Annotated in this window: 24 protein-coding genes; 19 read left to right on the forward strand and 5 right to left on the reverse strand. The window is 72.2% G+C overall.

What is annotated here, in order from left to right; translation table 11 throughout:
* Positions 1–3: 3 nt before the first annotated feature.
* Together F4692_RS15740 and F4692_RS15745 are read left to right on the forward strand one after the other, a co-directional pair.
* Positions 4–1,020: an ABC transporter ATP-binding protein gene (locus F4692_RS15740; RefSeq protein WP_179620659.1), complete on the forward strand. Its 1,017-nt coding sequence runs from the start codon at positions 4–6 to the stop codon at positions 1,018–1,020.
* Complete coding sequence (locus tag F4692_RS15745) at positions 1,017–2,180, forward strand: ABC transporter ATP-binding protein (protein WP_179620660.1); 1,164 nt, start codon at positions 1,017–1,019, stop codon at positions 2,178–2,180. Before F4692_RS15740 ends, F4692_RS15745 begins: the two co-directional genes overlap by 4 nt.
* 6 nt (positions 2,181–2,186) lie before the next feature.
* Here the strand turns inward: F4692_RS15745 and F4692_RS15750 are convergent, their stop codons facing one another.
* Complete coding sequence (locus tag F4692_RS15750; protein ID WP_179620661.1) at positions 2,187–3,131, reverse strand: RecB family exonuclease; 945 nt, start codon at positions 3,129–3,131, stop codon at positions 2,187–2,189.
* 90 nt (positions 3,132–3,221) lie between these two features.
* On the opposite strand from F4692_RS15750, the gene F4692_RS15755 reads away from it, so the two are divergent.
* From F4692_RS15755 to F4692_RS15775, 5 genes are all read left to right on the forward strand, one after another.
* Complete coding sequence (locus F4692_RS15755; RefSeq protein WP_308645343.1) at positions 3,222–4,391, forward strand: site-2 protease family protein; 1,170 nt, start codon at positions 3,222–3,224, stop codon at positions 4,389–4,391.
* Positions 4,392–4,425: 34 nt separating this feature from the next.
* Positions 4,426–5,394, forward strand: coding sequence for a tRNA (adenine-N1)-methyltransferase (locus F4692_RS15760; protein ID WP_179620662.1), 969 nt, complete (start codon positions 4,426–4,428; stop codon positions 5,392–5,394).
* Positions 5,391–5,936 (forward strand): GrpB family protein, encoded by a 546-nt coding sequence (locus F4692_RS15765; RefSeq protein ID WP_179620663.1) that lies wholly within the window; start codon positions 5,391–5,393, stop codon positions 5,934–5,936. The genes F4692_RS15760 and F4692_RS15765 overlap by 4 nt, the downstream gene beginning before the upstream one ends.
* 102 nt (positions 5,937–6,038) lie before the next feature.
* The gene (gene arc, locus F4692_RS15770; RefSeq protein WP_179620664.1) at positions 6,039–7,784 is read left to right on the forward strand and encodes a proteasome ATPase; all 1,746 of its coding nucleotides are present in this window, start codon (positions 6,039–6,041) and stop codon (positions 7,782–7,784) included.
* A gap of 7 nt (positions 7,785–7,791) precedes the next feature.
* Positions 7,792–8,139 (forward strand): hypothetical protein, encoded by a 348-nt coding sequence (locus tag F4692_RS15775; protein ID WP_179620665.1) that lies wholly within the window; start codon positions 7,792–7,794, stop codon positions 8,137–8,139.
* 154 nt (positions 8,140–8,293) lie between these two features.
* Here the strand turns inward: F4692_RS15775 and F4692_RS15780 are convergent, their stop codons facing one another.
* Positions 8,294–8,923 (reverse strand): class I SAM-dependent methyltransferase, encoded by a 630-nt coding sequence (locus tag F4692_RS15780; RefSeq protein WP_179620666.1) that lies wholly within the window; start codon positions 8,921–8,923, stop codon positions 8,294–8,296.
* Between the two features lie 3 nt (positions 8,924–8,926).
* Between F4692_RS15780 and dop the strand changes: the two genes are divergently transcribed.
* From dop to prcA, 4 genes are all read left to right on the forward strand, one after another.
* Positions 8,927–10,447: a depupylase/deamidase Dop gene (gene dop / locus F4692_RS15785; RefSeq protein WP_179620667.1), complete on the forward strand. Its 1,521-nt coding sequence runs from the start codon at positions 8,927–8,929 to the stop codon at positions 10,445–10,447.
* A 76-nt stretch (positions 10,448–10,523) separates the two neighbouring features.
* Positions 10,524–10,721, forward strand: coding sequence for a ubiquitin-like protein Pup (locus tag F4692_RS15790; protein WP_172261243.1), 198 nt, complete (start codon positions 10,524–10,526; stop codon positions 10,719–10,721).
* 5 nt (positions 10,722–10,726) lie between these two features.
* On the forward strand, positions 10,727–11,557 hold the full coding sequence (gene prcB / locus F4692_RS15795) for a proteasome subunit beta (RefSeq protein WP_179620668.1): 831 nt from the start codon (positions 10,727–10,729) through the stop codon (positions 11,555–11,557).
* Between the two features lie 37 nt (positions 11,558–11,594).
* Complete coding sequence (prcA, locus tag F4692_RS15800) at positions 11,595–12,548, forward strand: proteasome subunit alpha (protein WP_257029956.1); 954 nt, start codon at positions 11,595–11,597, stop codon at positions 12,546–12,548.
* Here the strand turns inward: prcA and F4692_RS15805 are convergent.
* Positions 12,545–12,703 carry a hypothetical protein gene (locus F4692_RS15805; RefSeq protein ID WP_179620669.1) on the reverse strand — a complete coding sequence of 53 codons (159 nt, stop codon included), beginning with the start codon at positions 12,701–12,703 and terminating at the stop codon, positions 12,545–12,547. The genes prcA and F4692_RS15805 overlap by 4 nt on opposite strands.
* A 225-nt stretch (positions 12,704–12,928) precedes the next feature.
* Between F4692_RS15805 and F4692_RS15810 the strand changes: the two genes are divergently transcribed.
* On the forward strand, positions 12,929–13,267 hold the full coding sequence (locus F4692_RS15810) for a hypothetical protein (RefSeq protein WP_179620670.1): 339 nt from the start codon (positions 12,929–12,931) through the stop codon (positions 13,265–13,267).
* On the opposite strand, the gene F4692_RS15815 is transcribed toward F4692_RS15810, so the two are convergent.
* Entirely contained in the window at positions 13,195–13,728 is a 534-nt protein-coding gene (locus tag F4692_RS15815; protein ID WP_179620671.1) for a hypothetical protein, read from the reverse strand. The two genes, F4692_RS15810 and F4692_RS15815, sit on opposite strands and share 73 nt — an antisense overlap.
* A 38-nt stretch (positions 13,729–13,766) precedes the next feature.
* Entirely contained in the window at positions 13,767–14,177 is a 411-nt protein-coding gene (locus F4692_RS15820; protein WP_179620672.1) for a hypothetical protein, read from the reverse strand.
* A gap of 83 nt (positions 14,178–14,260) precedes the next feature.
* Here F4692_RS15820 and pafA point away from each other — a divergent pair, with 83 nt between their 5' ends.
* The 7 genes from pafA to F4692_RS15855 all read left to right on the forward strand — a co-directional run bounded on the left by pafA (position 14,261) and on the right by F4692_RS15855 (position 20,343).
* A complete protein-coding gene (gene pafA / locus F4692_RS15825) occupies positions 14,261–15,622 on the forward strand; it encodes a Pup--protein ligase (RefSeq protein WP_179620673.1) in 1,362 nt (453 codons plus the stop codon).
* A gap of 78 nt (positions 15,623–15,700) precedes the next feature.
* Positions 15,701–16,669 (forward strand): FKBP-type peptidyl-prolyl cis-trans isomerase, encoded by a 969-nt coding sequence (locus F4692_RS21860; RefSeq protein ID WP_179620674.1) that lies wholly within the window; start codon positions 15,701–15,703, stop codon positions 16,667–16,669.
* A 33-nt stretch (positions 16,670–16,702) separates the two neighbouring features.
* Positions 16,703–17,695 carry a helix-turn-helix transcriptional regulator gene (locus F4692_RS15835; protein ID WP_179620675.1) on the forward strand — a complete coding sequence of 331 codons (993 nt, stop codon included), beginning with the start codon at positions 16,703–16,705 and terminating at the stop codon, positions 17,693–17,695.
* Complete coding sequence (locus F4692_RS15840; RefSeq protein WP_179620676.1) at positions 17,692–18,684, forward strand: helix-turn-helix transcriptional regulator; 993 nt, start codon at positions 17,692–17,694, stop codon at positions 18,682–18,684. The genes F4692_RS15835 and F4692_RS15840 overlap by 4 nt, the downstream gene beginning before the upstream one ends.
* 46 nt (positions 18,685–18,730) lie before the next feature.
* Positions 18,731–19,033, forward strand: coding sequence for a Sec-independent protein translocase subunit TatA (gene tatA / locus F4692_RS15845; protein ID WP_179620677.1), 303 nt, complete (start codon positions 18,731–18,733; stop codon positions 19,031–19,033).
* A gap of 27 nt (positions 19,034–19,060) precedes the next feature.
* The gene (tatC, locus tag F4692_RS15850) at positions 19,061–19,894 is read left to right on the forward strand and encodes a twin-arginine translocase subunit TatC (RefSeq protein ID WP_179620678.1); all 834 of its coding nucleotides are present in this window, start codon (positions 19,061–19,063) and stop codon (positions 19,892–19,894) included.
* A gap of 47 nt (positions 19,895–19,941) precedes the next feature.
* On the forward strand, positions 19,942–20,343 hold the full coding sequence (locus F4692_RS15855; protein WP_179620679.1) for a hypothetical protein: 402 nt from the start codon (positions 19,942–19,944) through the stop codon (positions 20,341–20,343).
* The last annotated feature ends 24 nt before the right edge of the window (positions 20,344–20,367 follow it).

Below are 20,367 nucleotides of genomic sequence, written 5' to 3' on the forward strand. Positions count from 1 at the left end.
TCGATGACCCAGACCACCCACACCCGCCGCTCGCCGGGCACCGGCGAGCCGCTGCTCTCGGTGCGCGACCTGCGCGTCACCTTCCAGCGCCACGGCGAGGAGGCGTTCACCGCCGTCGACGGTGTCAGCTTCGACGTGCGCCCCGGCCAGACCGTAGGCCTCGTCGGCGAGTCCGGCTGCGGCAAGTCCGTGACGTCGCTCGCGATCATGGGGCTGCTCCCGGCGCGCGGCAACAGGGTCGAGGGCTCCGCCGTCTTCGACGGCGAGGACCTGCTGGGGCTGTCGCCGTCGCAGATGCGCGACCGGCGTGGGGCCGAGATCGCGATGATCTTCCAGGACCCGCTGTCCTCCCTCAACCCGGTGATCACGATCGGGCGCCAGGTGACCGAGGTGATGGAGCGCCACCAGGGGCTCAGCCGCAAGGAGGCCATGCCGAAGGCCGCCGAGCTCCTCGAGCGCGTCGGGATCCCCGACCCGAAGGCCCGGCTGGTCAACTACCCCCACCAGCTCAGCGGCGGCATGCGGCAGCGGGCGCTCATCGCGATGGCACTGGCCTGCAACCCGCGACTGCTGATCGCCGACGAGCCCACGACGGCCCTCGACGTCACGATCCAGGCGCAGATCCTGGCCCTGCTCAAGGAGCTCGTGGTCGACACCGGCACCGCCCTGGTGATGATCACCCACGACCTGGGTGTCGTCGCCGGGCTCTGCGACGAGGTCAACGTGCTCTACGCCGGCAAGGTCGTGGAGCGCGGCGGACGGCACGGGCTGTTCGCGCGCCCGCGCCACCCCTACACCGTCGGCCTCCTCGACTCGATCCCGCGGCTCGACGCGCCCCGCGGCGAGAAGCTCTCGCCGGTGCCGGGCTCGGTCGCCGACAACCTGCCGTGGACCTCGGCGTGCGCCTTCGCGCCCCGCTGCTCCCACGTCGTGGACACCTGCACCCGCGAGACCCCGCAGTGGGAGGGCGACCAGGTCGTCGGCTTCCGCTGCTTCAACCCGATGGGGGAGGCCCGATGAGCGCCACGCCGGCCACGCCCGCCGCGTCCACGACGCCGGCGGAGGCGGGCAGCGACGTCCTCGTCGAGGTGCGCGGCCTTGAGGTGCACTTCCCGATCAAGAGCGGGATCGTGTTCGACCGCACAGTCGGCCACGTCCGTGCCGTCGACGGGGTCGACCTCAGCATCCGCCGCGGCGAGACGTACGGCCTGGTGGGGGAGTCCGGCTGTGGGAAGTCGACCCTCGGCAAGGCCATCCTCAACCTCGAGCCTCCGACCGCGGGGTCCGTCGTGTTCGACGGCACCGACATCGCCTCCCTGACCGGGGAGGACCTGCGGCGCGAGCGCAAGCGGTTCCAGATGGTGTTCCAGGACCCGATGTCGAGCCTCGACCCCCGCCAGACGGTCGAGTCGATCCTCGTGGAGGGCATGCGCGCCCACGGCCTGGCCGACGACAAGGCGGCCACGCAGGCGCGGCTGCGCGAGCTCATGTCCGCCGTCGGGCTCCCGCCGGCGGGCCTGTCCAAGTACCCCCACGAGTTCTCGGGTGGCCAGCGCCAGCGCATCGGCATCGCGCGGGCCCTGTCCGTCGGCCCCGACCTCATCGTCGCCGACGAGCCGGTCAGCGCCCTCGACGTCTCGATCCAGGCGCAGGTGATCAACCTGCTGCAGGACCTGCAGGACGACCTCGGGCTGACCTACCTCGTCGTCGCCCATGACCTCGCGGTCGTGCGCCACATCAGCGACCGGATCGGCGTGATGTACCTCGGGGGCCTCGTCGAGGAGTCCGACGCGGCCGAGCTCTACGACCTGCCGCTGCACCCCTACACGCGCGCCCTCATGTCCGCGGTGCCCGTGCCCGACCCCCGGGTCGAGGACTCGCGCGAGCAGATCCTGCTGACCGGGGACCTGCCCTCGCCCGCGAACCCGCCCACCGGCTGCCGCTTCCACACGCGGTGCCCGTGGCGGCAGGAGACGCGCTGCGACACCGAGCGCCCGCAGCTGCGGGTGGTCGAGGCCGAGGGGGTGTCCTCCGGGCACCGGGTGGCGTGCCACTACGCCGAGCAGATCGCCGCGGGCGAGCTGCAGCCGCACGCGGTGGACCCGGTGGTGGTCACCGAGGGCTTCGGTGGTCCCGACGTCGACGACGCCCCGCACAACCTGGCGATCGGCGAGGTCTGACCGGGCTCAGTCCTGCGACTCGTCGACCGTGGCGTCCACGGGTCGCGGGGTCCGCTCGGGCAGCGGCGGGACGGTCCCGCCCTTGGTCGGGCAGAACTCGTGGAACGAGCACCAGTCGCACAGGCGCGACGGGCTCGGTCGCCAGTCACCGGTCTCGGTGGCGAGGCTGATCGCGCGCCAGAGGGCCTCGACCTTGCGCTCGGTCGCGAGCAGGTCCTGCTCGTCCGGCTCGTAGCGGACGATCTCGCCGTTGCCGAGGTAGACCAGCTGGAGCACCGACGGCACGATGCCCCGCACGCGCCACATGACCAGGGCGTAGAACTTCATCTGGAACAGCGCCTTGGCCTCGAAGCCCTCGGCGGGGGACCGGCTCGTCTTGTAGTCGACCACCCTGATGCGGCCGTCGGGCGCGATGTCGACCCGGTCCACGAAGCCGCGCAGCAGCAGCCGCGAGTCGAGCAGGGCCTCGACGTAGAGCTCGCGCTCCGCCGGCTCGAGGCGGCGCGGGTCCTCGAGGTCGAAGTAGCGGTCGAGCACGGTGCGACAGGACACGAGCCACGCGGCGAGGTCGGGCCCCTCGCCGCCGAACATCTCCTCGAGCCCCGGCTCCGCCTCCAGGACGGTCTCCCACGCCGGCAGCAGCATGTCGGCGGCCCGGTCAGGGGTGCGGTCGGGGGCGTCGAGGTCGAAGAGGTCCTCCAGCACCTTGTGCACCACGGTGCCGCGGACGGCGGCGGGCGACGGCTCCTCGGGGAGCCGGTCGATCGTGCGGTAGCGGTACATCAGGGGGCAGGCCATGAAGTCGCCCGCGCGGCTCGGCGAGAGCGCGCCCAGCACGTCGACACCGTCGACCGGCGTGGAGACCCGCTCGGCCGGCGACGCGGGCGGGGCCGGGGACGGGGAGGGGGAGGGGGACGGGGAGGGGGACGGGGACGGATCGTGGAGCGACATGACGCGGTCACCCTAGGTGAGGCGTACGACAGTGCCGGGGCGCCGCTCCCGGGCGGGGTCGGCGTGGGTGGGGTTCGTTAGGGTCGAGGGGTGGCCGAGCCGACCGACGCAGCCCCCGGCACGGGGGGCTCCCGCCCCGGTCCGCGCGCGCCCGGGACCCTGCGGATCGGCTCCATCGCGGGGATCGACGTGCTCATCACCGGCTCGTGGTTCATCGTGGCGCTGCTGATCTCGGTGACGTTCGCCCCGCGGATCGAGGCGTCCGAGCCCGGGCTCGGCTTCTGGAAGTACGTCGCCGGCTTCGTCTTCGCCGTCGTGCTCTACCTCTCGGTGCTGCTGCACGAGGCCTCGCACGCCGTGGTCGCCCAGCGCCGCGGCTACGGCGTCCACTCGATCACCCTCCACTTCCTGGGCGGGATGACCGAGATCGACGGCCAGTCGCGCCGGCCACGCGACGAGTTCTGGATCGCCGTGGTGGGGCCGCTGACGTCGATCGCCGTGGGCGTGGCGGCGGCGGCGGTGTGGTGGGTCGTGCCCGACGGCCTCCTCCGGGAGGCCGTGTTCGGTCTGGCCGGCGCCAACCTCGTCATCGGCGTGCTCAACCTCGTCCCCGGGCTGCCCCTCGACGGCGGCCGGGTGCTCAAGTCGGCCGTGTGGGGCGCCTCCGGCGACCAGCACCGCGCGACCATCGTCGCCGGGTGGGGCGGCCGGCTGACCGCCCTGGCGCTCCTCGCCTGGCCGGTCGTGCAGGAGCCCCTCATCGGCGAGCCGCCGACGATCGTCGACCTGGTCCTCGTCTTCATCCTGGGGCTCTTCCTGTGGACCGGCGCGACCGCCGCGATGGCGCACGCCCGGGTCCGCCAGCGCCTGCCCGCGCTGGTCGCACGCCCCCTCGCCCGGCGTACGCTCACCGTCCCCGAGGACCTCCCGCTGGCCGAGGCGGTGCGTCGTGCGCAGGAGGCCCAGGCGGGCAGCATCGTCACCGTCGCGCCGGACGGCACGCCCCTCGGCATCGTCAGCGAGGCCGCCGTGACGGCGATGCCCGCCGAGCGTCGGCCTTGGGTCGCGGTGTCGACCGTGGCCCGCACGATGGAGTCGGGCCTGACCCTCCCCGCCACCGTCGCCGGCGAGGACCTCATCCTCGCCATCAGCCGTCGCCCCGCCGAGGAGTACCTCCTCGTCGAGGAGGACGGTCGCATCTACGGCGTGCTCTCCACCGCGGACGTCGACCGTGCCTTCCGCGACAACGCCCGCCGCTGAGGGATTCGGCCCCGCAGCAACTAGGGTTCCGGCCATGTCCGACCCCTCTCCCGACGTCCCCGCCGAGGCCTGGTCCGGCGTCCACCGCGGCCCCCTGCGCGAGGGCGAGTGGGTGCGCCTGGTCGACCAGAAGGGCCGCAAGCACAACTTCGAGCTCGTCGCCGGCAAGCGCTTCTTCTCCAACAAGGGCCACCTCGACCACGACGACATGCTCGGGCGCGACGAGGGGTTCACGATCACCTCCTCCGCCGGCGGGCAGTACCTCGTCTTCCGCCCGCTGCTCAGCGAGTTCGTCGTGTCGATGCCCCGCGGCGCCGCCGTGGTCTACCCCAAGGACGCGGCGCAGATCGTGGCCCTGGCCGACATCTACCCCGGCGCCCGTGTCGTCGAGGCCGGCGCCGGCTCGGGCGCCCTGACCTGCTCGCTGCTGCGCGCCGTCGGGCCGTGGGGCCGGGTCACCTCCTTCGAGCTCCGCGAGGAGTTCGCCGACGTCGCCCGGCGCAACGTCGAGCAGTTCTTCTCCGCGCCCGACGGGCGCACGCACCCGGCCTGGGACCTGCGCCTCGGCGACCTCAAGGAGGGCCTGCCCACGCTCGACGGCCAGGTGGACCGGATCATCCTCGACATGCTCGACCCCTGGAGCTGCGTCGACGCCGTCGCCGACGCCCTCGTGCCGGGCGGGATCGTGTGCGCCTACGTCGCGACGACCACCCAGCTGTCCCGCGTCGTGGAGACCCTGCGGGTCCACGGCGGCTTCACCGAGCCCCAGCCGTGGGAGTCGATGGTGCGTGACTGGCACGTGGAGGGCCTGGCCGTGCGACCGGGCCACAAGATGATCGGGCACACCGCCTTCCTGGTCACCGCGCGCCGGATGGCGCCGGGGGAGAAGCCGCCGCGCAAGACGCGCCGGCCCGCGCCCGGTGCGTACGGACCCGACTACACCGGCCCGCGACCGGCCGACGTGTCCCAGCCGGAGCCGGCCCCCGCCGACGACCAGGCGTGAGCCGCATCGAGGTCGTCGACTGGACACCGCGGTGGGCCGAGCAGTTCGACGAGGTGGCCGCCGTCCTGCGTGACGCGCTGCGCTCGGTGCCCTCGGCACGGGTCGAGCACGTGGGCTCGACATCGGTCCCCGGCCTGGCGGCCAAGCCCGTCCTCGACATCGACGTGATCGTCGAGGAGCACGCCGTCGCGGCCGCGGTCGCGGCGCTCGAGTCCGTCGGCTACGTCCACCGCGGCGACCTGGGCGTGAGCGGCAGGGAGGCGTTCCACGCCCCCGACGAGCCCCGGCGCCACGTCTACATCTGCACCGCAGGCAGCGCCAACGTGCGCAACCACCTCGCCGTCCGCGACGTCCTGCGCGCCCGCGACGACCTGCGCGAGGCGTACGCCGGGGTCAAGCGCGCCCTCGCAGCCGACCCCGGCATGGACATCGACACCTACGTCGCGGGCAAGTCCGCGGTGCTCCAGCAGGTGCTCGAGGAGTCGGGCGAGCTCACCGCCGCCGAGCTCGTCGCGATCCGACGGTTGAACGACCCCGCCTGAGCGCGCTCGTCCGCCGCCGTTGCGAAACGGTGACCAACACGACGAGATATCCACTTCCGTCCCTCGGGTGGGTGGGTAGTGTCACTGGGCAGGAGGTGCGAGATGATTGAGCCGACCCGCGAGCAACTTGCCACTCAGGTGCGCTATCTGGAGGCCGAGGTCACGGACCTGCGCCGCCGTCTCGACGACGTGCCCGGGCACGCGCGCGGCCTGGAGAACCGGCTGGCCGACGCGCAGCGGTCGCTGGCCGCCGTGTCGAGCCAGAACGAGCGCCTGGCCCAGACCCTGCGCGACGCGCGCGACCAGATCACCACGCTCAAGGAGGAGGTCGACCGTCTGGCCCAGCCGCCCGCCGGCTTCGGCACCTTCCTCGGGCGCAACGACGACGACTCGGTAGACGTGTTCACCGGCGGGCGCAAGCTCCGCGTCAGCGTGAGCCCCGCCGTCGAGCTCGACGGCCTCGTGCGCGGCCAGGAGGTCATGCTCAACGAGGCCCTCAACGTGGTCGCCGCGCTCGACTTCGAGCAGGTCGGCGAGGTCGTGATGCTCAAGGAGATCCTCGCCGACGGCGAGCGCGCCCTCGTGATCGCCAACGCCGACGAGGAGCGCGTCGTGCGCCTCGCCGAGCCGCTGCGCGCCGAGGACGTCACCATCCGGGCCGGTGACTCGCTGCTGCTCGACACCCGGGCGGGCTACGTCTACGAGGTGGTGCCCAAGTCCGAGGTCGAGGAGCTCGTCCTCGAGGAGGTGCCGGACATCGAGTACGGCTCGATCGGAGGGCTCACCACCCAGATCGACGCCATCCGTGACGCCGTCGAGCTGCCCTACCTGCACCCCGAGCTGTTCCGCGACCACGAGCTCAAGCCGCCCAAGGGCGTGCTCCTCTACGGCCCTCCCGGCTGCGGCAAGACCCTGATCGCCAAGGCGGTCGCCAACTCGCTGGCCAAGAAGGTCGCGGAGAAGACCGGCGCCTCGGGGAAGTCCTACTTCCTCAACATCAAGGGTCCCGAGCTGCTCAACAAGTACGTCGGCGAGACCGAGCGCCACATCCGCCTGGTCTTCCAGCGCGCCCGTGAGAAGGCGTCCCTCGGCACCCCGGTCATCGTCTTCTTCGACGAGATGGACTCGCTGTTCCGCACCCGCGGCTCGGGCGTGTCCTCCGACGTGGAGAACACGATCGTCCCGCAGCTGCTCAGCGAGATCGACGGCGTCGAGGCGCTGGAGAACGTCCTCGTGATCGGCGCCTCCAACCGCGAGGACATGATCGACCCGGCCATCCTGCGCCCGGGCCGGCTGGACGTGAAGATCAAGATCGAGCGGCCGGACGCCGAGTCGGCCCGCGACATCTTCTCCAAGTACCTCACCCCGACGCTGCCGCTGCACGCCGACGACCTGGCCGAGTTCGGGCAGGACCGCGCTGCGACCGTCGACGCGATGATCCGCGCCACCGTCGAGCGGATGTACACCGAGTCGGAGGAGAACCGCTTCCTCGAGGTCACCTACGCCAACGGCGACAAGGAGGTCCTCTACTTCAAGGACTTCAACTCTGGCGCGATGATCCAGAACATCGTCGACCGGGCGAAGAAGATGGCGATCAAGGACTTCCTCGACAGCGACCTCAACCCCGCCCAGCGCGGCCTGCGGGTCCAGCACATGCTCCAGGCGTGCGTGGACGAGTTCAAGGAGAACGAGGACCTGCCCAACACGACCAACCCCGACGACTGGGCGCGGATCTCGGGCAAGAAGGGCGAGCGGATCGTCTTCATCCGCACGCTGATCACCGGCAAGCAGGGCACCGAGCCGGGCCGCTCGATCGACACGGTCGCCAACACCGGTCAGTACCTCTGAGGTGCACGTGACGCGCGAGGAGGAGCTCGGGCACGGCGACATCGAGGCCGCGCTGGCGACGCGTCGCGAGCTCGGCGCACGCTACGACGCCGAGCTCGTGGAGGGGTTCGCGGAGCGCATCGAGCGCGCCGTGGACCGTCGGGTGGCCGACCAGGTCGCCCTCCAGCGCGGGCGTACGGCGGCGGTGGCGGGCGGCGGGGCCCGCCAGCTCGCGCTCGGCATCGTCTCGCTCGTCGCGTTCATCCCGATCAGCATCGCGCTGGGCGTCAACGGCGAGTTCCTGGCGCTGCTGGTCACCCTGGCCGGGATCGTGGGCGTCAACCTCGCCCACGCCTGGCAGTCGCGCCAGTCCTGAGCCGCTCACCCGCGGGGAGGGCCCGGCCGGGGCCGGGGACCGCTAGGTTGGCCCGATGCGAAGCATCCTGATCATCATCGTCATCATCGTCGTGGTCATCTTCCTGCTGGGGTTCCTGCGCCGCGGCCGCTGACCGCACGACCCGGACCCGGACCTAGTCCCGGACCGCGACCAGCCGGGTGCCGAACACCCACGGTCGCGAGACCGCGGGGCCGGGCAGGTACTCCTGCTGCAGCTCGGTGACCTGCCACCCGGCCTCGGACACCATCGCGGGCACGTCCCGCGTGAGGTGGCAGCCGCCGGCGACGGCGCGCTGCAGCGGCTCCATCCGGCGCTGCCAGCGGCGTACGCCCTCGTCGGGCGCCAGCCCGTGCTCGAGGACGTGCAGCCGCCCGCCGTGGCGCACCACCCGCCGTGCCTCGCGGAGCGCGAGCACGGGGTCGGGGATGGTGCAGAGGCTGAACGTGACGAGGGCGCTGTCGTGGGAGTCGTCGGGCAGGTCCAGCCGCTGCCCGTCCAGCCCCGCGCGATCGATCGGCAGCGTGGTGCGGGCACGTCGACGCCGTGAGATCTCCCAGCCGAGGTCGGAGGGCTCGATCGCCGTCACCGACGTCACGCCAGGCGGGTACCACCGGACGTTGAGGCCGCTGCCGAACCCGATCTCGAGGACGCGGCCGGTGAGCCCGGCGCAGGCGACCTCGCGCATCTCGCCCACCTCGTGCCCCCGCAGGCTCAGGTCGGTCAGGCGCGGCACCACCCGCTCGTCCCACACCCGTAGGCTCATGTCATGAGCGTACGCCGCGTGATGGGCACGGAGGTCGAGTACGGCATCTCGGTCCAGGGACAGCCGTCGGCCAACCCGATGGTCGCGTCCTCGCAGATCGTCAACGCCTACGCGAGCTCGACCGCCCGGGCCCGGCGGGCCCGCTGGGACTTCGAGGAGGAGTCCCCGCTGCGGGACGCGCGTGGCTTCGACATGGCCCGCCAGGTGGCCGACCCCACCCAGCTCACCGACGAGGACCTCGGGCTGGCCAACGTCATCCTCACCAACGGCGCCCGGCTCTACGTCGACCACGCCCACCCGGAGTACTCCTCGCCCGAGGTGACCACGCCGCTCGACGTGGTGCGCTGGGAGAAGGCGGGGGAGCAGGTCATGCTCGACGCCTCGCGGATGGCCGCGCAGGTCCCGGGGAGCACGCCGATCGTGCTCTACAAGAACAACACCGACAACAAGGGCGCCTCCTACGGCGCCCACGAGAACTACCTCATGCGGCGCTCGACGCAGTTCGCCGACATCGTCCGCCACCTCACGCCCTTCTTCGTGTCCCGCCAGGTCGTCACGGGCGCCGGGCGGGTGGGGATCGGGCAGGACGGTCGCGACACCACCCCCGAGCGCGGCTTCCAGATCAGCCAGCGCGCCGACTACTTCGAAGTCGAGGTCGGTCTCGAGACGACGCTCAAGCGGCCGATCATCAACACCCGCGACGAGCCGCACGCCGACCCCGCGGTCTACCGGCGCCTCCACGTCATCCTCGGCGACGCCAACCTCGCCGAGATCTCGATCTACCTCAAGTCCGGCACCACCGCACTGGTCCTCGCGATGATCGAGGACGGCTTCATCGACCGCGACCTCAGCGTCGAGGGGGCGGTGAAGGCGCTGCGCGACGTCTCGCACGACCCGACCCTGAGGCACCTGGTCACGCTGCGCGACGGCCGGCGCCTCACCGCCGTCCAGCTCCAGCTGGAGTACCTCGAGCTCGCCCGCAAGTACGTCGAGGACCGCTACGGCGCCGATGCCGACGAGCAGACCGTCGACGTCCTGGCCCGCTGGGAGTCGGTGCTGACCCGCCTCGAGCGCGACCCGATGGAGTGCGCCACCGAGCTCGACTGGGTCGCCAAGCTCAAGCTGCTCGAGCAGTACCGCGACCGCGACAGCCTCGACTGGGACGACGCCAAGCTGCACCTCATCGACCTGCAGTACGCCGACGTACGCCCCGACAAGGGGCTCTACCACCGGCTGGCCGGTGCCGGCCGGATCCGGCGGCTGCTCGACGACGCCACCGTCGAGGCGGCGATGCACGAGCCCCCGACGGACACCCGGGCGTACTTCCGCGGGCGCTGTCTCGACAAGTACGCCGGGGCGGTGGCCGCCGCGTCCTGGGACTCCGTGATCTTCGACCTCCCCGGCCGGGAGTCCCTCCAGCGGGTGCCGACGATCGACCCCCTGCGCGGCACGCGCGTCCACGTCGGCGAGCTCATCGACCGCAGCGACACCGCCCAGGCGCTGGTCGCGGCGATCACGCGCTGACCCGGCGGCGCGGCGACGCGCCGCCCCCCGACCGCCAACGCCTTGTGGCGTCGGTGGGAGTGGATAGGGTCGTCCCATGGCCCAGGAGCAGAAGCAGCCGCGCAAGTCCTCGCAGGAGGAGACGGCGACCGAGGAGGTCGTGGAGACCGACGTCGCCGAGCGCAAGGAGATGATCGATGAGGACGTCGACGCGATCCTCGACGAGATCGACGAGGTCCTCGAGACCAACGCGGAGGACTTCGTGAAGTCCTTCATCCAGAAGGGTGGCCAGTGAGCCGCATGGCCGACTCTCGCCTGCCCGCCTCGTTCATGGCCCCGGGGACGTCGAGCTTCGCCGACTTCCTCGGCGTCGAGGCGCCCGACCTGCTGCCGTCGAGCCGTGCCGTCCCCGCCGGTGCCGCCGGTGACCTCGCGCCGCACGGCACGACCATCGTCGCCGCGACCTTCGCCGGTGGCGTGGTGATGGCGGGCGACCGTCGCGCGACGATGGGCAACATCATCGCCCAGCGTGACATCGAGAAGGTCTTCCCCGCCGACGAGTTCTCCGTCGTCGGGATCGCCGGCACCGCGGGCCTCGCGGTCGAGATGGTGCGGCTGTTCCAGACCGAGCTCGAGCACTACGAGAAGATCGAGGGCACCACGCTGTCGATGGACGGCAAGGCCAACCGTCTCTCCGCGCTCATCCGCGCCAACCTCGGACTCGCCATGCAGGGTCTCGCGGTCGTGCCGCTGTTCGCGGGCTACGACCTCGTCGCCGGCCAGGGCCGCATCTTCAGCTACGACGTGACCGGGGGACGCTACGAGGAGACGGCGTTCCACTCCGTCGGCTCCGGCTCGCTCTTCGCCCGCGGCTCGCTCAAGAAGCTCTACCGCGAGGACCTCGACGCCGAGGGGACGGTGACGGCCGTCGTGCAGGCGCTCTACGACGCCGCCGACGACGACTCCGCCACGGGCGGTCCCGACCTCACCCGGCGGATCTTCCCGGTCGTCCACGTGATCACCGCCGACGGCGGCCGGCGGCTGCCCGACGCGGAGGTGTCCGTGATCGCCGACCGCATGATCGCCTCCCGCATGCAGCGGCCCGACGGTCCTGCCGCACCCCTGACCTGATCGACCCGATCGACGACAACGCGGAGAGTCCAGCCAGATGAGCATGCCGTTCTACGTCTCGCCCGAGCAGCTGATGAAGGACCGGGCCGACTTCGCCCGCAAGGGCATCGCCCGGGGCCGGTCCGTGGTCGCGGTCCAGTACGCCGACGGGGTGCTGTTCGTCTCGGAGAACCCGTCGCAGGCGCTGCACAAGGTGAGCGAGATCTACGACCGGATCGCCTTCGCGGCGGTGGGCCGCTACAACGAGTTCGAGAACCTCCGGATCGCCGGGGTGCGCCTGGCCGACATGCGCGGCTACGCCTACGACCGTCGCGACGTCACCGGCCGCGGCCTGGCCAACGCCTACGCCCAGACCCTCGGCACGATCTTCTCCTCCGGGGGCGAGAAGCCCTACGAGGTGGAGATCTTCGTCGCGGAGATCGGTGACTCGGCCGCCGACGACCAGCTCTACCGGCTCACCTACGACGGCCAGGTCGCCGACGAGCACGGCTACGCGGTCATGGGCGGCGCTGCGGACGTGGTCGCGTCCCACCTCGCCGAGCACTTCGTGGCCGGGGCGTCGCTGGAGGACGCCCTGCGCGTCGCCGTCGCCGCGCTCGGCCACAGCGAGTCCGACGACCGGGTGATCCCCGCAGGCGACCTCGAGGTCGCCGCGCTCGACCGCACCCGCACCCAGCCGAGGAAGTTCCTGCGCCTGCGTGAGGCGCGGCTCGCCGAGGTCCTCGGGGACCGTGGCACGGCCCCGTCGGACGCCGGGACCGACGCCGGGACCGGGAGCGACGCTGTCGACGCCAACGGGGGAGTCGGCCGGCACCAGGGCGGTGTCGACGACCCGTCCGACCCGACCGACCAGGTCAGCGGCGCCGTCGCACCCCTCGAGGACCCGGTCAGCGGCGAGCCGGCTGCCGAGCCCCCGGTCGCGCCCCCCGTGGCGCCCCCCGTGGCGCCCCCCGTCGCTCCGCCGGCCGACCCGGACCAGCCGCGCGGCTAGGTGTCGGCCGGGTCGCCGGACCGGCCCGTGGGCGTCCTCGGCGAACCGGACGAGGCGTCGCGTGCGGCGAGCCGACTGCGCCTGCCGCACTCCGCGCGTGCGAGGCGCTCCGCGACGTAGAGGCCGGCGAGCTGCTGGGCCAGTGGCTGGTTCATGACGGTCTCCTGGGACTCCGGCCCCGCTGCTCGAGACCGGACGTCCACAGGCTGGACCGCGCTCGTGGGGTCCCGCATCGGGAGCCGCCCCGCGTGCGGGCCGGCCGCGTCACCCACCCCGGGACCCTCGACCTCCCCACCCGCACCCCGCTCCGTGCGGGGTGGGGCGCAGATGGGGGGTCCTCACCGACGCGTGGCGCGGCCGCCCGCTCCTAGCGTCCGGGCATGACCACGAACGACCACCCCGTGGACGCAGCGCTGATCGCCGGCACCTTCTCGACGGCGCTGTTCGTCCTCAGCTACCTGCCCATGCTCGTCAAGGCGGCCCGCACGCGCGACCTCGACTCCTACAGCCGCGGCCAGCTCGTGCTCGCCACGGTGGGCAACGTCGTGAACTCGGTCTACGTGGTCAGCCTGCCGGTGGGACCGGTCTGGTTCCTCCACGGCTTCAACCTCACGTGCACCGTCCTGATGCTCGCGTGGCACCTGCGCTACGTGACGGGCGGTGCGCCCCCGCCGGTCGACGTGCGGGAAGCCGCGCCCAACGCGGCATCGACGTCCTGACGCGGGCGTCTCCGGTCGATCGCGCTCATCCCGAGCGACAGGCCGGCCGCGGCGACACCGATCCACAGGCGGGGACGGCGTACGCCCCTCGCCGTGAGGCGACGCTCGACCCAGGCGTCCGCGGCCTGGCCGCCGCGGCTCACCCCCGCGACGGCGAGACCGACGGCGGCGGCCGCGCCGAGGGCGCGGGCCGTGGACCGGGCGGTCGAGGGCGCGGTCGAGGGGGTGACGGACGGCTCCTGGGGGGAGGAGGCTCTCGAGAAGCGCTCCGGGTTGCTCACGAACAGTCCCGTGCCAGCAGCGGCCAACGCGCCGAGCCCGCCGTGCATCGCCCACTGCGCCCCGCGCGACCAGCGCTGCGAGGGCCACCGGGCCGTCACGACCCCGCTGAGCACGGCCATGGCGACCTCGGTCGGCCAGGACACGGGTGGCGGCGTCGGGGCGTTCGCGATCGGATCCATGCCCGCAACCTAGGCGGTCGGCACAACCCGCGCGTGCGTCAGCGGAGGTTGAGCCCCGGCCAGTCGGACGTCGGCACGGTGGGGATGCCGGCGAGGCGTCGGCGGAAGCGGACGAGCGGGCCGAACTCGTCCAGCGCGTGCCAGAGCCGCTCGTGCGCCGCCCAGGGGAGGGGGCCGGTCGGTCGTACGTTGCCGTCCGGGCCGAACTCGTGCCACGCATCGCCGAACCCGATCCAGACGGGCGTCCACGTGGCCGCGTCGTCCCAGGCTCCACGACGCTGCTCGACGAGCCGCCGCCGCAGCTGGAACTCCAGGCGCGGGCCGTCGACGACCACGGGGGCGGTGCGGACCGGCCACAGCCACAGGTCGTCGGTCATCACGCGCAGCTCGACGTCCGCCACGACGCTGGGCTCGACCAGTGCGGTCGCGACGAGGTGGCGGGGTCCCATGCAGGCACGCTCACCCGAGCAGGGCCGCACCGTCAAGGCCACGATCCACGTCTGTCCGCCCAGGGCGAGACTAGGGTGGATCCATGGACCGGCGGATCTTCGGGATCGAGAACGAGTACGGCGTCACGTGCACGTTCAAGGGGCAGCGCCGGTTGAGTCCCGACGAGGTCGCCCGCTACCTCTTCCGCAAGGTCGTCAGCTGGGGCCGCTCGTCCAACGTCTTCCTCCGCAACGGCGCCCGGCTCTACCTCGACGTCGGCAGCCACCCCGAGTACGCCACGCCCGAGTGCGACGACATCGTCGAGCTGGTCACCCACGACAAGGCGGGGGAGCGGATCCTCGAGGGACTGCTGCTCGACGCCGAGGCGCGCCTGCACGAGGAGGGCATCGCCGGGGACATCTACCTGTTCAAGAACAACACCGACTCGGCCGGCAACTCCTACGGGTGCCACGAGAACTACCTCGTGGGCCGCGCCGGCGAGTTCAGCCGGCTCGCGGACATCCTGATCCCGTTCCTGGTGACCCGCCAGATCGTCGTCGGCGCGGGCAAGGTCGTGATGACGCCGCGCGGGGCGTCGTACAGCGTGAGCCAGCGCGCCGAGCACATCTGGGAGGGCGTCAGCAGCGCCACGACGCGCAGCCGGCCGATCATCAACACGCGCGACGAGCCGCACGCGGACGCGGAGCGGTTCCGCCGCCTGCACGTCATCGTCGGCGACTCCAACATGAGCGAGACCACCACGATGCTCAAGGTGGCGTCGTGCGACCTCGTGCTGCGGATGATCGAGGAGGGCGTGGTGATGCGTGACCTCACCATGGAGAACCCGATCCGCGCGATCCGCGAGATCAGCCACGACCCGAGCGGGCGCCGCAAGGTCCGCCTCGCCAACGGTCGCGAGGCGAGCGCGCTGGAGATCCAGGGGGAGTACCTCTCCAAGGCCCGCGACTTCGTCGACCGCCGCCAGATCTCCACCCCGACCATCGAGCGGGCGCTCGACCTGTGGGAGCGCGGGCTGAAGGCCGTCGAGTCCGACGACCTCGGCCTGGTCGACCGCGAGATCGACTGGGTGATCAAGCTCAAGCTCATCGAGCGCTACCGCGCCAAGCACGGGCTCTCCCTCGGCGACGCGCGCATCGCGCAGCTCGACCTCGCCTACCACGACATCCACCGCGGTCGCGGGCTCTACTACCTGCTCGAGAAGCGTGGTGCGGTGGCGCGGGTGACGTCGGACCTCAAGATCTTCGAGGCCAAGAGCGTGCCGCCCCAGGACACCCGCGCCCGGCTGCGCGGCGAGTTCATCCGGCGCGCGCAGGAGCGCCGCCGCGACTTCACCGTCGACTGGGTCCACCTCAAGCTCAACGACCAAGCGCAGCGCACGGTCCTGTGCAAGGACCCGTTCAAGGCCTACGACGAGCGGGTGCAGCGCCTCATCGACGGCATGTGAGCGGTGTCGTCCCCACTCGGTGGGGTCGGCTGGATAGGGTGACCCGGCAACGCTGTCCCCACCGATGAGGTTGAACCTGTGTCCCGTGTACGTTCCGCTGCCCGCCGTCGAGTCCTCAGCGGTGTCCTGGCCGTCAGCATGCTCGGCCTCGCCGCGTGCGGCTCCGCGTCGAGCGAGTCCGACTCCGAGGGTGGTGCGCCGCTCAGCTCGGTGACCATCGAGGGCAAGCAGGGCAAGGAGCCCAAGGTCACCTTCGACGGCCGCCTCGACGGCTCGAAGACCGAGACCGAGGTGCTCGTGGAGGGCGACGGCGAGACCGTGGCCGACGGGGACACCGTGTCCACGCACTGGTGGATCGGCAACGGCTTCACCGAGAAGGAAGCCCAGACGACCTACGACGAGGCGCCGCAGTCGGTCGAGGTGACCGAGGAGATCCTGCCGTTCCTGCGCGAGGCACTGATCGGGCACAAGGTCGGCGACCGCGTCGTCATGCTGACCTCGGCGGAGAAGGCCTACGGCGAGTCGGGCAACCCGAGCATCGGCATCGGCAACAAGGACTCCGTCCTCGCCATCGTCGACATCATGGACCGCTCCGAGACCGTGCCGCCGCTCGACGGCCCGCAGGGCGAGGACAAGAAGCCGGCCGGGTGGGCGCCGACGCTGGTCGAGAAGGACGGCGTGATCACCGGCTTCGACTTCTCCACCGCCCACGAGCCGAGCGGCGAGCTCATCGCCACGACCCTGGTCAAGGGCGACGGCGCGAAGGTGAAGTCCGGCCAGACGCTGACCGTCAACTACCTCGGCCAGGTCTACGAGGCCGACAAGCCCTTCGACGAGTCCTACAGCGGCGAGCCCGCCGAGTTCCCCATCGGCGTCGGTCAGGTCATCGCGGGCTGGGACGAGCGACTCGTGGGCCGCACCGTCGGCTCGCGCGTGATCCTCGAGATCCCGCCGGCCAAGGGCTACGGCGAGAAGGGCAACGAGGGCGCCGGCATCAAGGGCACCGACACGCTCTTCTTCGTCGTCGACATCCTCGCCGCCAAGTAGCACGCGGTCCGGACGGACGACGGGAGCAGGGGGATGGCGCAGCCTCGGGCCGAGCGGCTGATGAACCTGCACATCCTCCTGCTCGGCGCCAAGCGCTTCATCGGCAAGGACGCGATCCGGGACGCGATCTACCCCGAGCACCCGCGCGGCGCGGCCGGTGACGAGGCGTTCGAGCGTGCCTTCGAGCGCGACAAGGACGCCCTGCGGCAGATCGGGGCCGTGATCGAGGTCGGCAGCGCGGACGCGTTCTTCGACGACGAGATCGGCTACCGCATCCCCACCGAGCAGACCTCGCTGCCCGAGATCCGCTTCGAGTCCGACGAGGCCGCCGTGCTCGGGCTGGCCGCCCAGGTGTGGCAGCAGGCCACCCTCGCGAAGGCCACCGGCCGGGCGCTGGCCAAGCTGAAGGGCCAGGGCGTGGAGATCGACCCGACCCGGCTCGAGGTCGTCGCCCCGGCGATCACGGCCGACGAGCCGGCGTTCGAGCCCCTGTGGGACGCCGTCGGCAAGCGCCGCCAGGTGACCTTCCCCTACCAGCGGGCCTCCGAGACCCAGCCCACCACGCGCAAGGTCCAGCCGTGGGGGCTCGCCCGCTCGTCCGGTCGCTGGTACGTCGTCGGGTTCGACGTCGACCGCGGCGCCGAGCGGGTCTTCCGCCTGTCGCGGATCGTCGGCCCGGTCCGCGCGAGCGGGAAGTCCGGGGCCTACGAGGTCCCCGCGGGCACGGACGTGCGCGCGGTCGCCCGGCGCCTGTCGCCGTCCTACCCCTCGGTGCGCGCCGAGATCCGCGTACGCCAGGGCACCGGGGTCGGCCTGCGCCGGCGCGCCGAGTCCGTCACCGCCCTCGACGACGCGCCGGGCTGGGACCTCGTCGTCGTCGAGGGGCCCGTCCACGAGATCTCCGACGAGGTGCTCACCAACGGTGCCGACGCCGTCGTCGACGGTCCGCAGTCCCTGCGCGAGGACGTGGTGGCCCGCCTGCGCGCCGTCGCCGCGTCGGCCGTGCCCGCGGAGGAGGCCCGATGACCGCGCAGGCAGGCGACACCGCCCCCGACCAGGTCGCCCGGCTCCTGGCGCTCGTGCCCTACCTCCTCGCCCACGGCGAGGTGAGGCTCGACGACGCGGCCGCACACTTCGGCACCGACGCCGACCAGATCGAGCGGGACCTGCGGCTGCTGTTCATGACCGGCGTCTCCCCGGGCCTGCCGGGCGACCTCATCGAGGTGGACCTCGAGGCGCTGGAGGGCGACCGGATCATCCGCGTCGACAACGCCGACTACCTCGCCCGCCCCGTGCGGTTCTCGCCGGCCGAGGCGACGTCGCTGGTGGTGGCGCTGCGCACGATGGTCGAGGCGGCGCCGTCGGAGGCCCGTGAGGTGATCGCGCGCACCCTGACCAAGCTGGAGGAGGCGGCCGGACAGGACGGCGAGGGCCTGCTGCGCCTGCACGTCGCGCCGACCCGTCTCGAGACCAGCGCGGTCGTCCCGGTCCTCGAGTCCGCGCTCGCGCACGGCCACCAGGTCGAGATCACCTACCACGTGCCCTCCCGCGACCAGGAGTCTCGTCGCGTCGTCGACCCCCGCGGGCTCGCCCGTGTCGAGGACCTCGTCTACCTCGACGCGTGGTGCCACACCGCCCAGGGCGACCGCGCCTTCCGCGTCGACCGGATCCTCGCCGCCACCGAGCTCGACACCCCCGTGGCCGACCCCGGCGCCCGCGCCCGTGACCTGACGGGGGGCTGGTTCACCGACGCCGAGACGACGACCGTCACCCTGCGGCTCGCACCGCAGGCGCGCTGGGTCGTCGAGTACTACGACGTGACCGACCAGCGCCCCGGTCCCGACGGCACCGTGGACGTCGACCTCGAGGTCGCGAGCGAGCAGTGGATCCAGTCGCTGCTCCTGCGCCTGGCGCCCCACGCGACGATCCTGTCGCCGCCGCACTACGCCAGGGCGTTCACGGACTCGGCGCGGGCGGCGCTCAGGCTCTACGAGGGCGACCACGTAGACTCCTAGGCGAACCTCGCAGGACCGCCCCAACCCACGATGACGGAGTGTTTCCATGATCAACCCGATGATCGGCATGCCGCAGGGTGCTGAGTGGCTCGTGATCCTCGCGATCGTCATCCTCGTGTTCGGTGCCGCGAAGCTCCCCGACCTCGCCCGCAGCTCCGGTCAGGCGCTGCGCATCTTCAAGAGCGAGACCAAGGGTCTGCGTGACGACGAGAAGGCCGCGTCCGAGACGACCGAGGCCCAGCGCGAGATCGAGGCCCGCGACGAGGCCCGCCGCGAGGCGCACGACGAGGCGCGCAGCGAGACCTCCGGCGAGGTGCTCCGCGAGCGCCGCGACGACACCACCGCCTGATCCCGCTCGAGACGAGCCACGACTAGCGTGAGGATCGCCGGTCTCGTCGGCCTGTTCAAGGGCCGGCCGCACCACGACGTCGGCCCCGACGGCCGGATGGCCCTCTCGGACCACTTCCGGGAGTTCCGCGCGCGGCTGCTGCGGTGCCTGCTGGCGTTCGTGGTCGTGCTCGCGGTCGCGCTGGTCTTCCGCCACGAGCTGCTCGAGCTGGTCTACGGACCCTACGAGCAGGCGCGTGACAAGCTGCCCGAGGGCACGACCGAGGCGACGACGAGTGGCGCCGGCGCGGGGCTGCTGCTGTGGCTGACGCTGTGCGGGTTCGCCTCCGCGATCGTCACGGCGCCCTACTGGCTCTACCAGATCTGGGCGTTCGTGCTCCCCGGGCTCTATCCGCAGGAGCGGAAGATGAGCCGCATCTTCGTCGCCATCGCGGGTCCGCTGTTCCTCGGCGGTGTCGTCCTCGGCTACGTCACGCTGCCGCTGGCGCTGGAGGTCCTGATCGGGTTCAACCCCGACGGCGTCACCAACCTGATCGACTTCAACGGCTACCTGCAGTTCTTCACCCGGACCCTGTTCGTGTTCGGCCTGGCCTTCAACATCCCCGTGTTCGTCGTGCTGCTCAACTTCGCCGGCGTCGTGAAGGGCGCCCACCTCAAGGCCTACCGGCCGTGGATCATCATCGGCACGTTCGTCTTCGCGGCCGTGGCGACGCCCTCGGCCGACCCGTTCACGATGACGCTCATGGCGGTGCCCATGGTGGTGCTCTTCTTCGCCTCGGAGGCCATCGCGCGGATCAACGACCGCCGCCGCGCACGCAACCGCGAGGGCGGCCCGGGGCCCGACGAGGCGTCCCGGATCTGACCAGACCCCGACCCGGCCGGCGCCGCGCGGTCTGACAGGGTGGGACCATGCCGGCCACGCTGATCGACGTCGACCCGTTCGACCTGCCGGAGTGGCTCGGCACCTCCGACGTCGTCTGGCGCGCCGAGGACGGGCTGCCGGTCGGCCACCGGGTGGCCGGGCGGCTCACCGCCGACGGCGGCACCACCGACCAGGTGCTCGCTTGCGACCTCCTCGCGGTCGACGAGGCCTACCCCGCGCCCGTCGTCGACGACGCCACCCGGCTGCGGGTGCACCAGGCCTGGCGCCACGGCCAGGTCGTCATCGGCGAGGTCGACGGTCGCCTCGCGCTCGCCGTCCCGGGCACCGCGTTCGGGCCCGAGCTGGTCCTCGACGTCGTGGGGCGACTGGCCCGCGCGGTGGGCGCGCACGCGGAGCGGTACGCCGTGCTGCTGCGGCTCGGCCGCTGACGTGTCGACGGGGCTCGTGTCCGC

It is taken from the genome of Nocardioides cavernae (assembly GCF_013410035.1).
Taxonomy (GTDB): domain Bacteria; phylum Actinomycetota; class Actinomycetes; order Propionibacteriales; family Nocardioidaceae; genus Nocardioides; species Nocardioides cavernae_A.

Excerpts from the sequence above, each read along its gene's own strand:
- F4692_RS15740 (WP_179620659.1), top strand. The coding sequence starts at position 4 with ATGACCCAGACCACCCACACCCGCCGCTCGCCGGGCACCGGCGAGCCG.
- F4692_RS15745 (WP_179620660.1), top strand. The coding sequence starts at position 1,017 with ATGAGCGCCACGCCGGCCACGCCCGCCGCGTCCACGACGCCGGCGGAG.
- F4692_RS15750 (WP_179620661.1), bottom strand. The coding sequence starts at position 3,131 with ATGTCGCTCCACGATCCGTCCCCGTCCCCCTCCCCGTCCCCCTCCCCC.
- F4692_RS15760 (WP_179620662.1), top strand. The coding sequence starts at position 4,426 with ATGTCCGACCCCTCTCCCGACGTCCCCGCCGAGGCCTGGTCCGGCGTC.
- arc (WP_179620664.1), top strand. The coding sequence starts at position 6,039 with ATGATTGAGCCGACCCGCGAGCAACTTGCCACTCAGGTGCGCTATCTG.
- F4692_RS15780 (WP_179620666.1), bottom strand. The coding sequence starts at position 8,923 with ATGAGCCTACGGGTGTGGGACGAGCGGGTGGTGCCGCGCCTGACCGAC.
- dop (WP_179620667.1), top strand. The coding sequence starts at position 8,927 with ATGAGCGTACGCCGCGTGATGGGCACGGAGGTCGAGTACGGCATCTCG.
- F4692_RS15790 (WP_172261243.1), top strand. The coding sequence starts at position 10,524 with ATGGCCCAGGAGCAGAAGCAGCCGCGCAAGTCCTCGCAGGAGGAGACG.
- prcB (WP_179620668.1), top strand. The coding sequence starts at position 10,727 with ATGGCCGACTCTCGCCTGCCCGCCTCGTTCATGGCCCCGGGGACGTCG.
- prcA (WP_257029956.1), top strand. The coding sequence starts at position 11,595 with ATGAGCATGCCGTTCTACGTCTCGCCCGAGCAGCTGATGAAGGACCGG.
- F4692_RS15805 (WP_179620669.1), bottom strand. The coding sequence starts at position 12,703 with ATGAACCAGCCACTGGCCCAGCAGCTCGCCGGCCTCTACGTCGCGGAG.
- F4692_RS15810 (WP_179620670.1), top strand. The coding sequence starts at position 12,929 with ATGACCACGAACGACCACCCCGTGGACGCAGCGCTGATCGCCGGCACC.
- F4692_RS15815 (WP_179620671.1), bottom strand. The coding sequence starts at position 13,728 with ATGGATCCGATCGCGAACGCCCCGACGCCGCCACCCGTGTCCTGGCCG.
- F4692_RS15820 (WP_179620672.1), bottom strand. The coding sequence starts at position 14,177 with ATGGGACCCCGCCACCTCGTCGCGACCGCACTGGTCGAGCCCAGCGTC.
- pafA (WP_179620673.1), top strand. The coding sequence starts at position 14,261 with ATGGACCGGCGGATCTTCGGGATCGAGAACGAGTACGGCGTCACGTGC.
- F4692_RS15835 (WP_179620675.1), top strand. The coding sequence starts at position 16,703 with ATGGCGCAGCCTCGGGCCGAGCGGCTGATGAACCTGCACATCCTCCTG.
- F4692_RS15840 (WP_179620676.1), top strand. The coding sequence starts at position 17,692 with ATGACCGCGCAGGCAGGCGACACCGCCCCCGACCAGGTCGCCCGGCTC.
- tatA (WP_179620677.1), top strand. The coding sequence starts at position 18,731 with ATGATCAACCCGATGATCGGCATGCCGCAGGGTGCTGAGTGGCTCGTG.
- F4692_RS15855 (WP_179620679.1), top strand. The coding sequence starts at position 19,942 with ATGCCGGCCACGCTGATCGACGTCGACCCGTTCGACCTGCCGGAGTGG.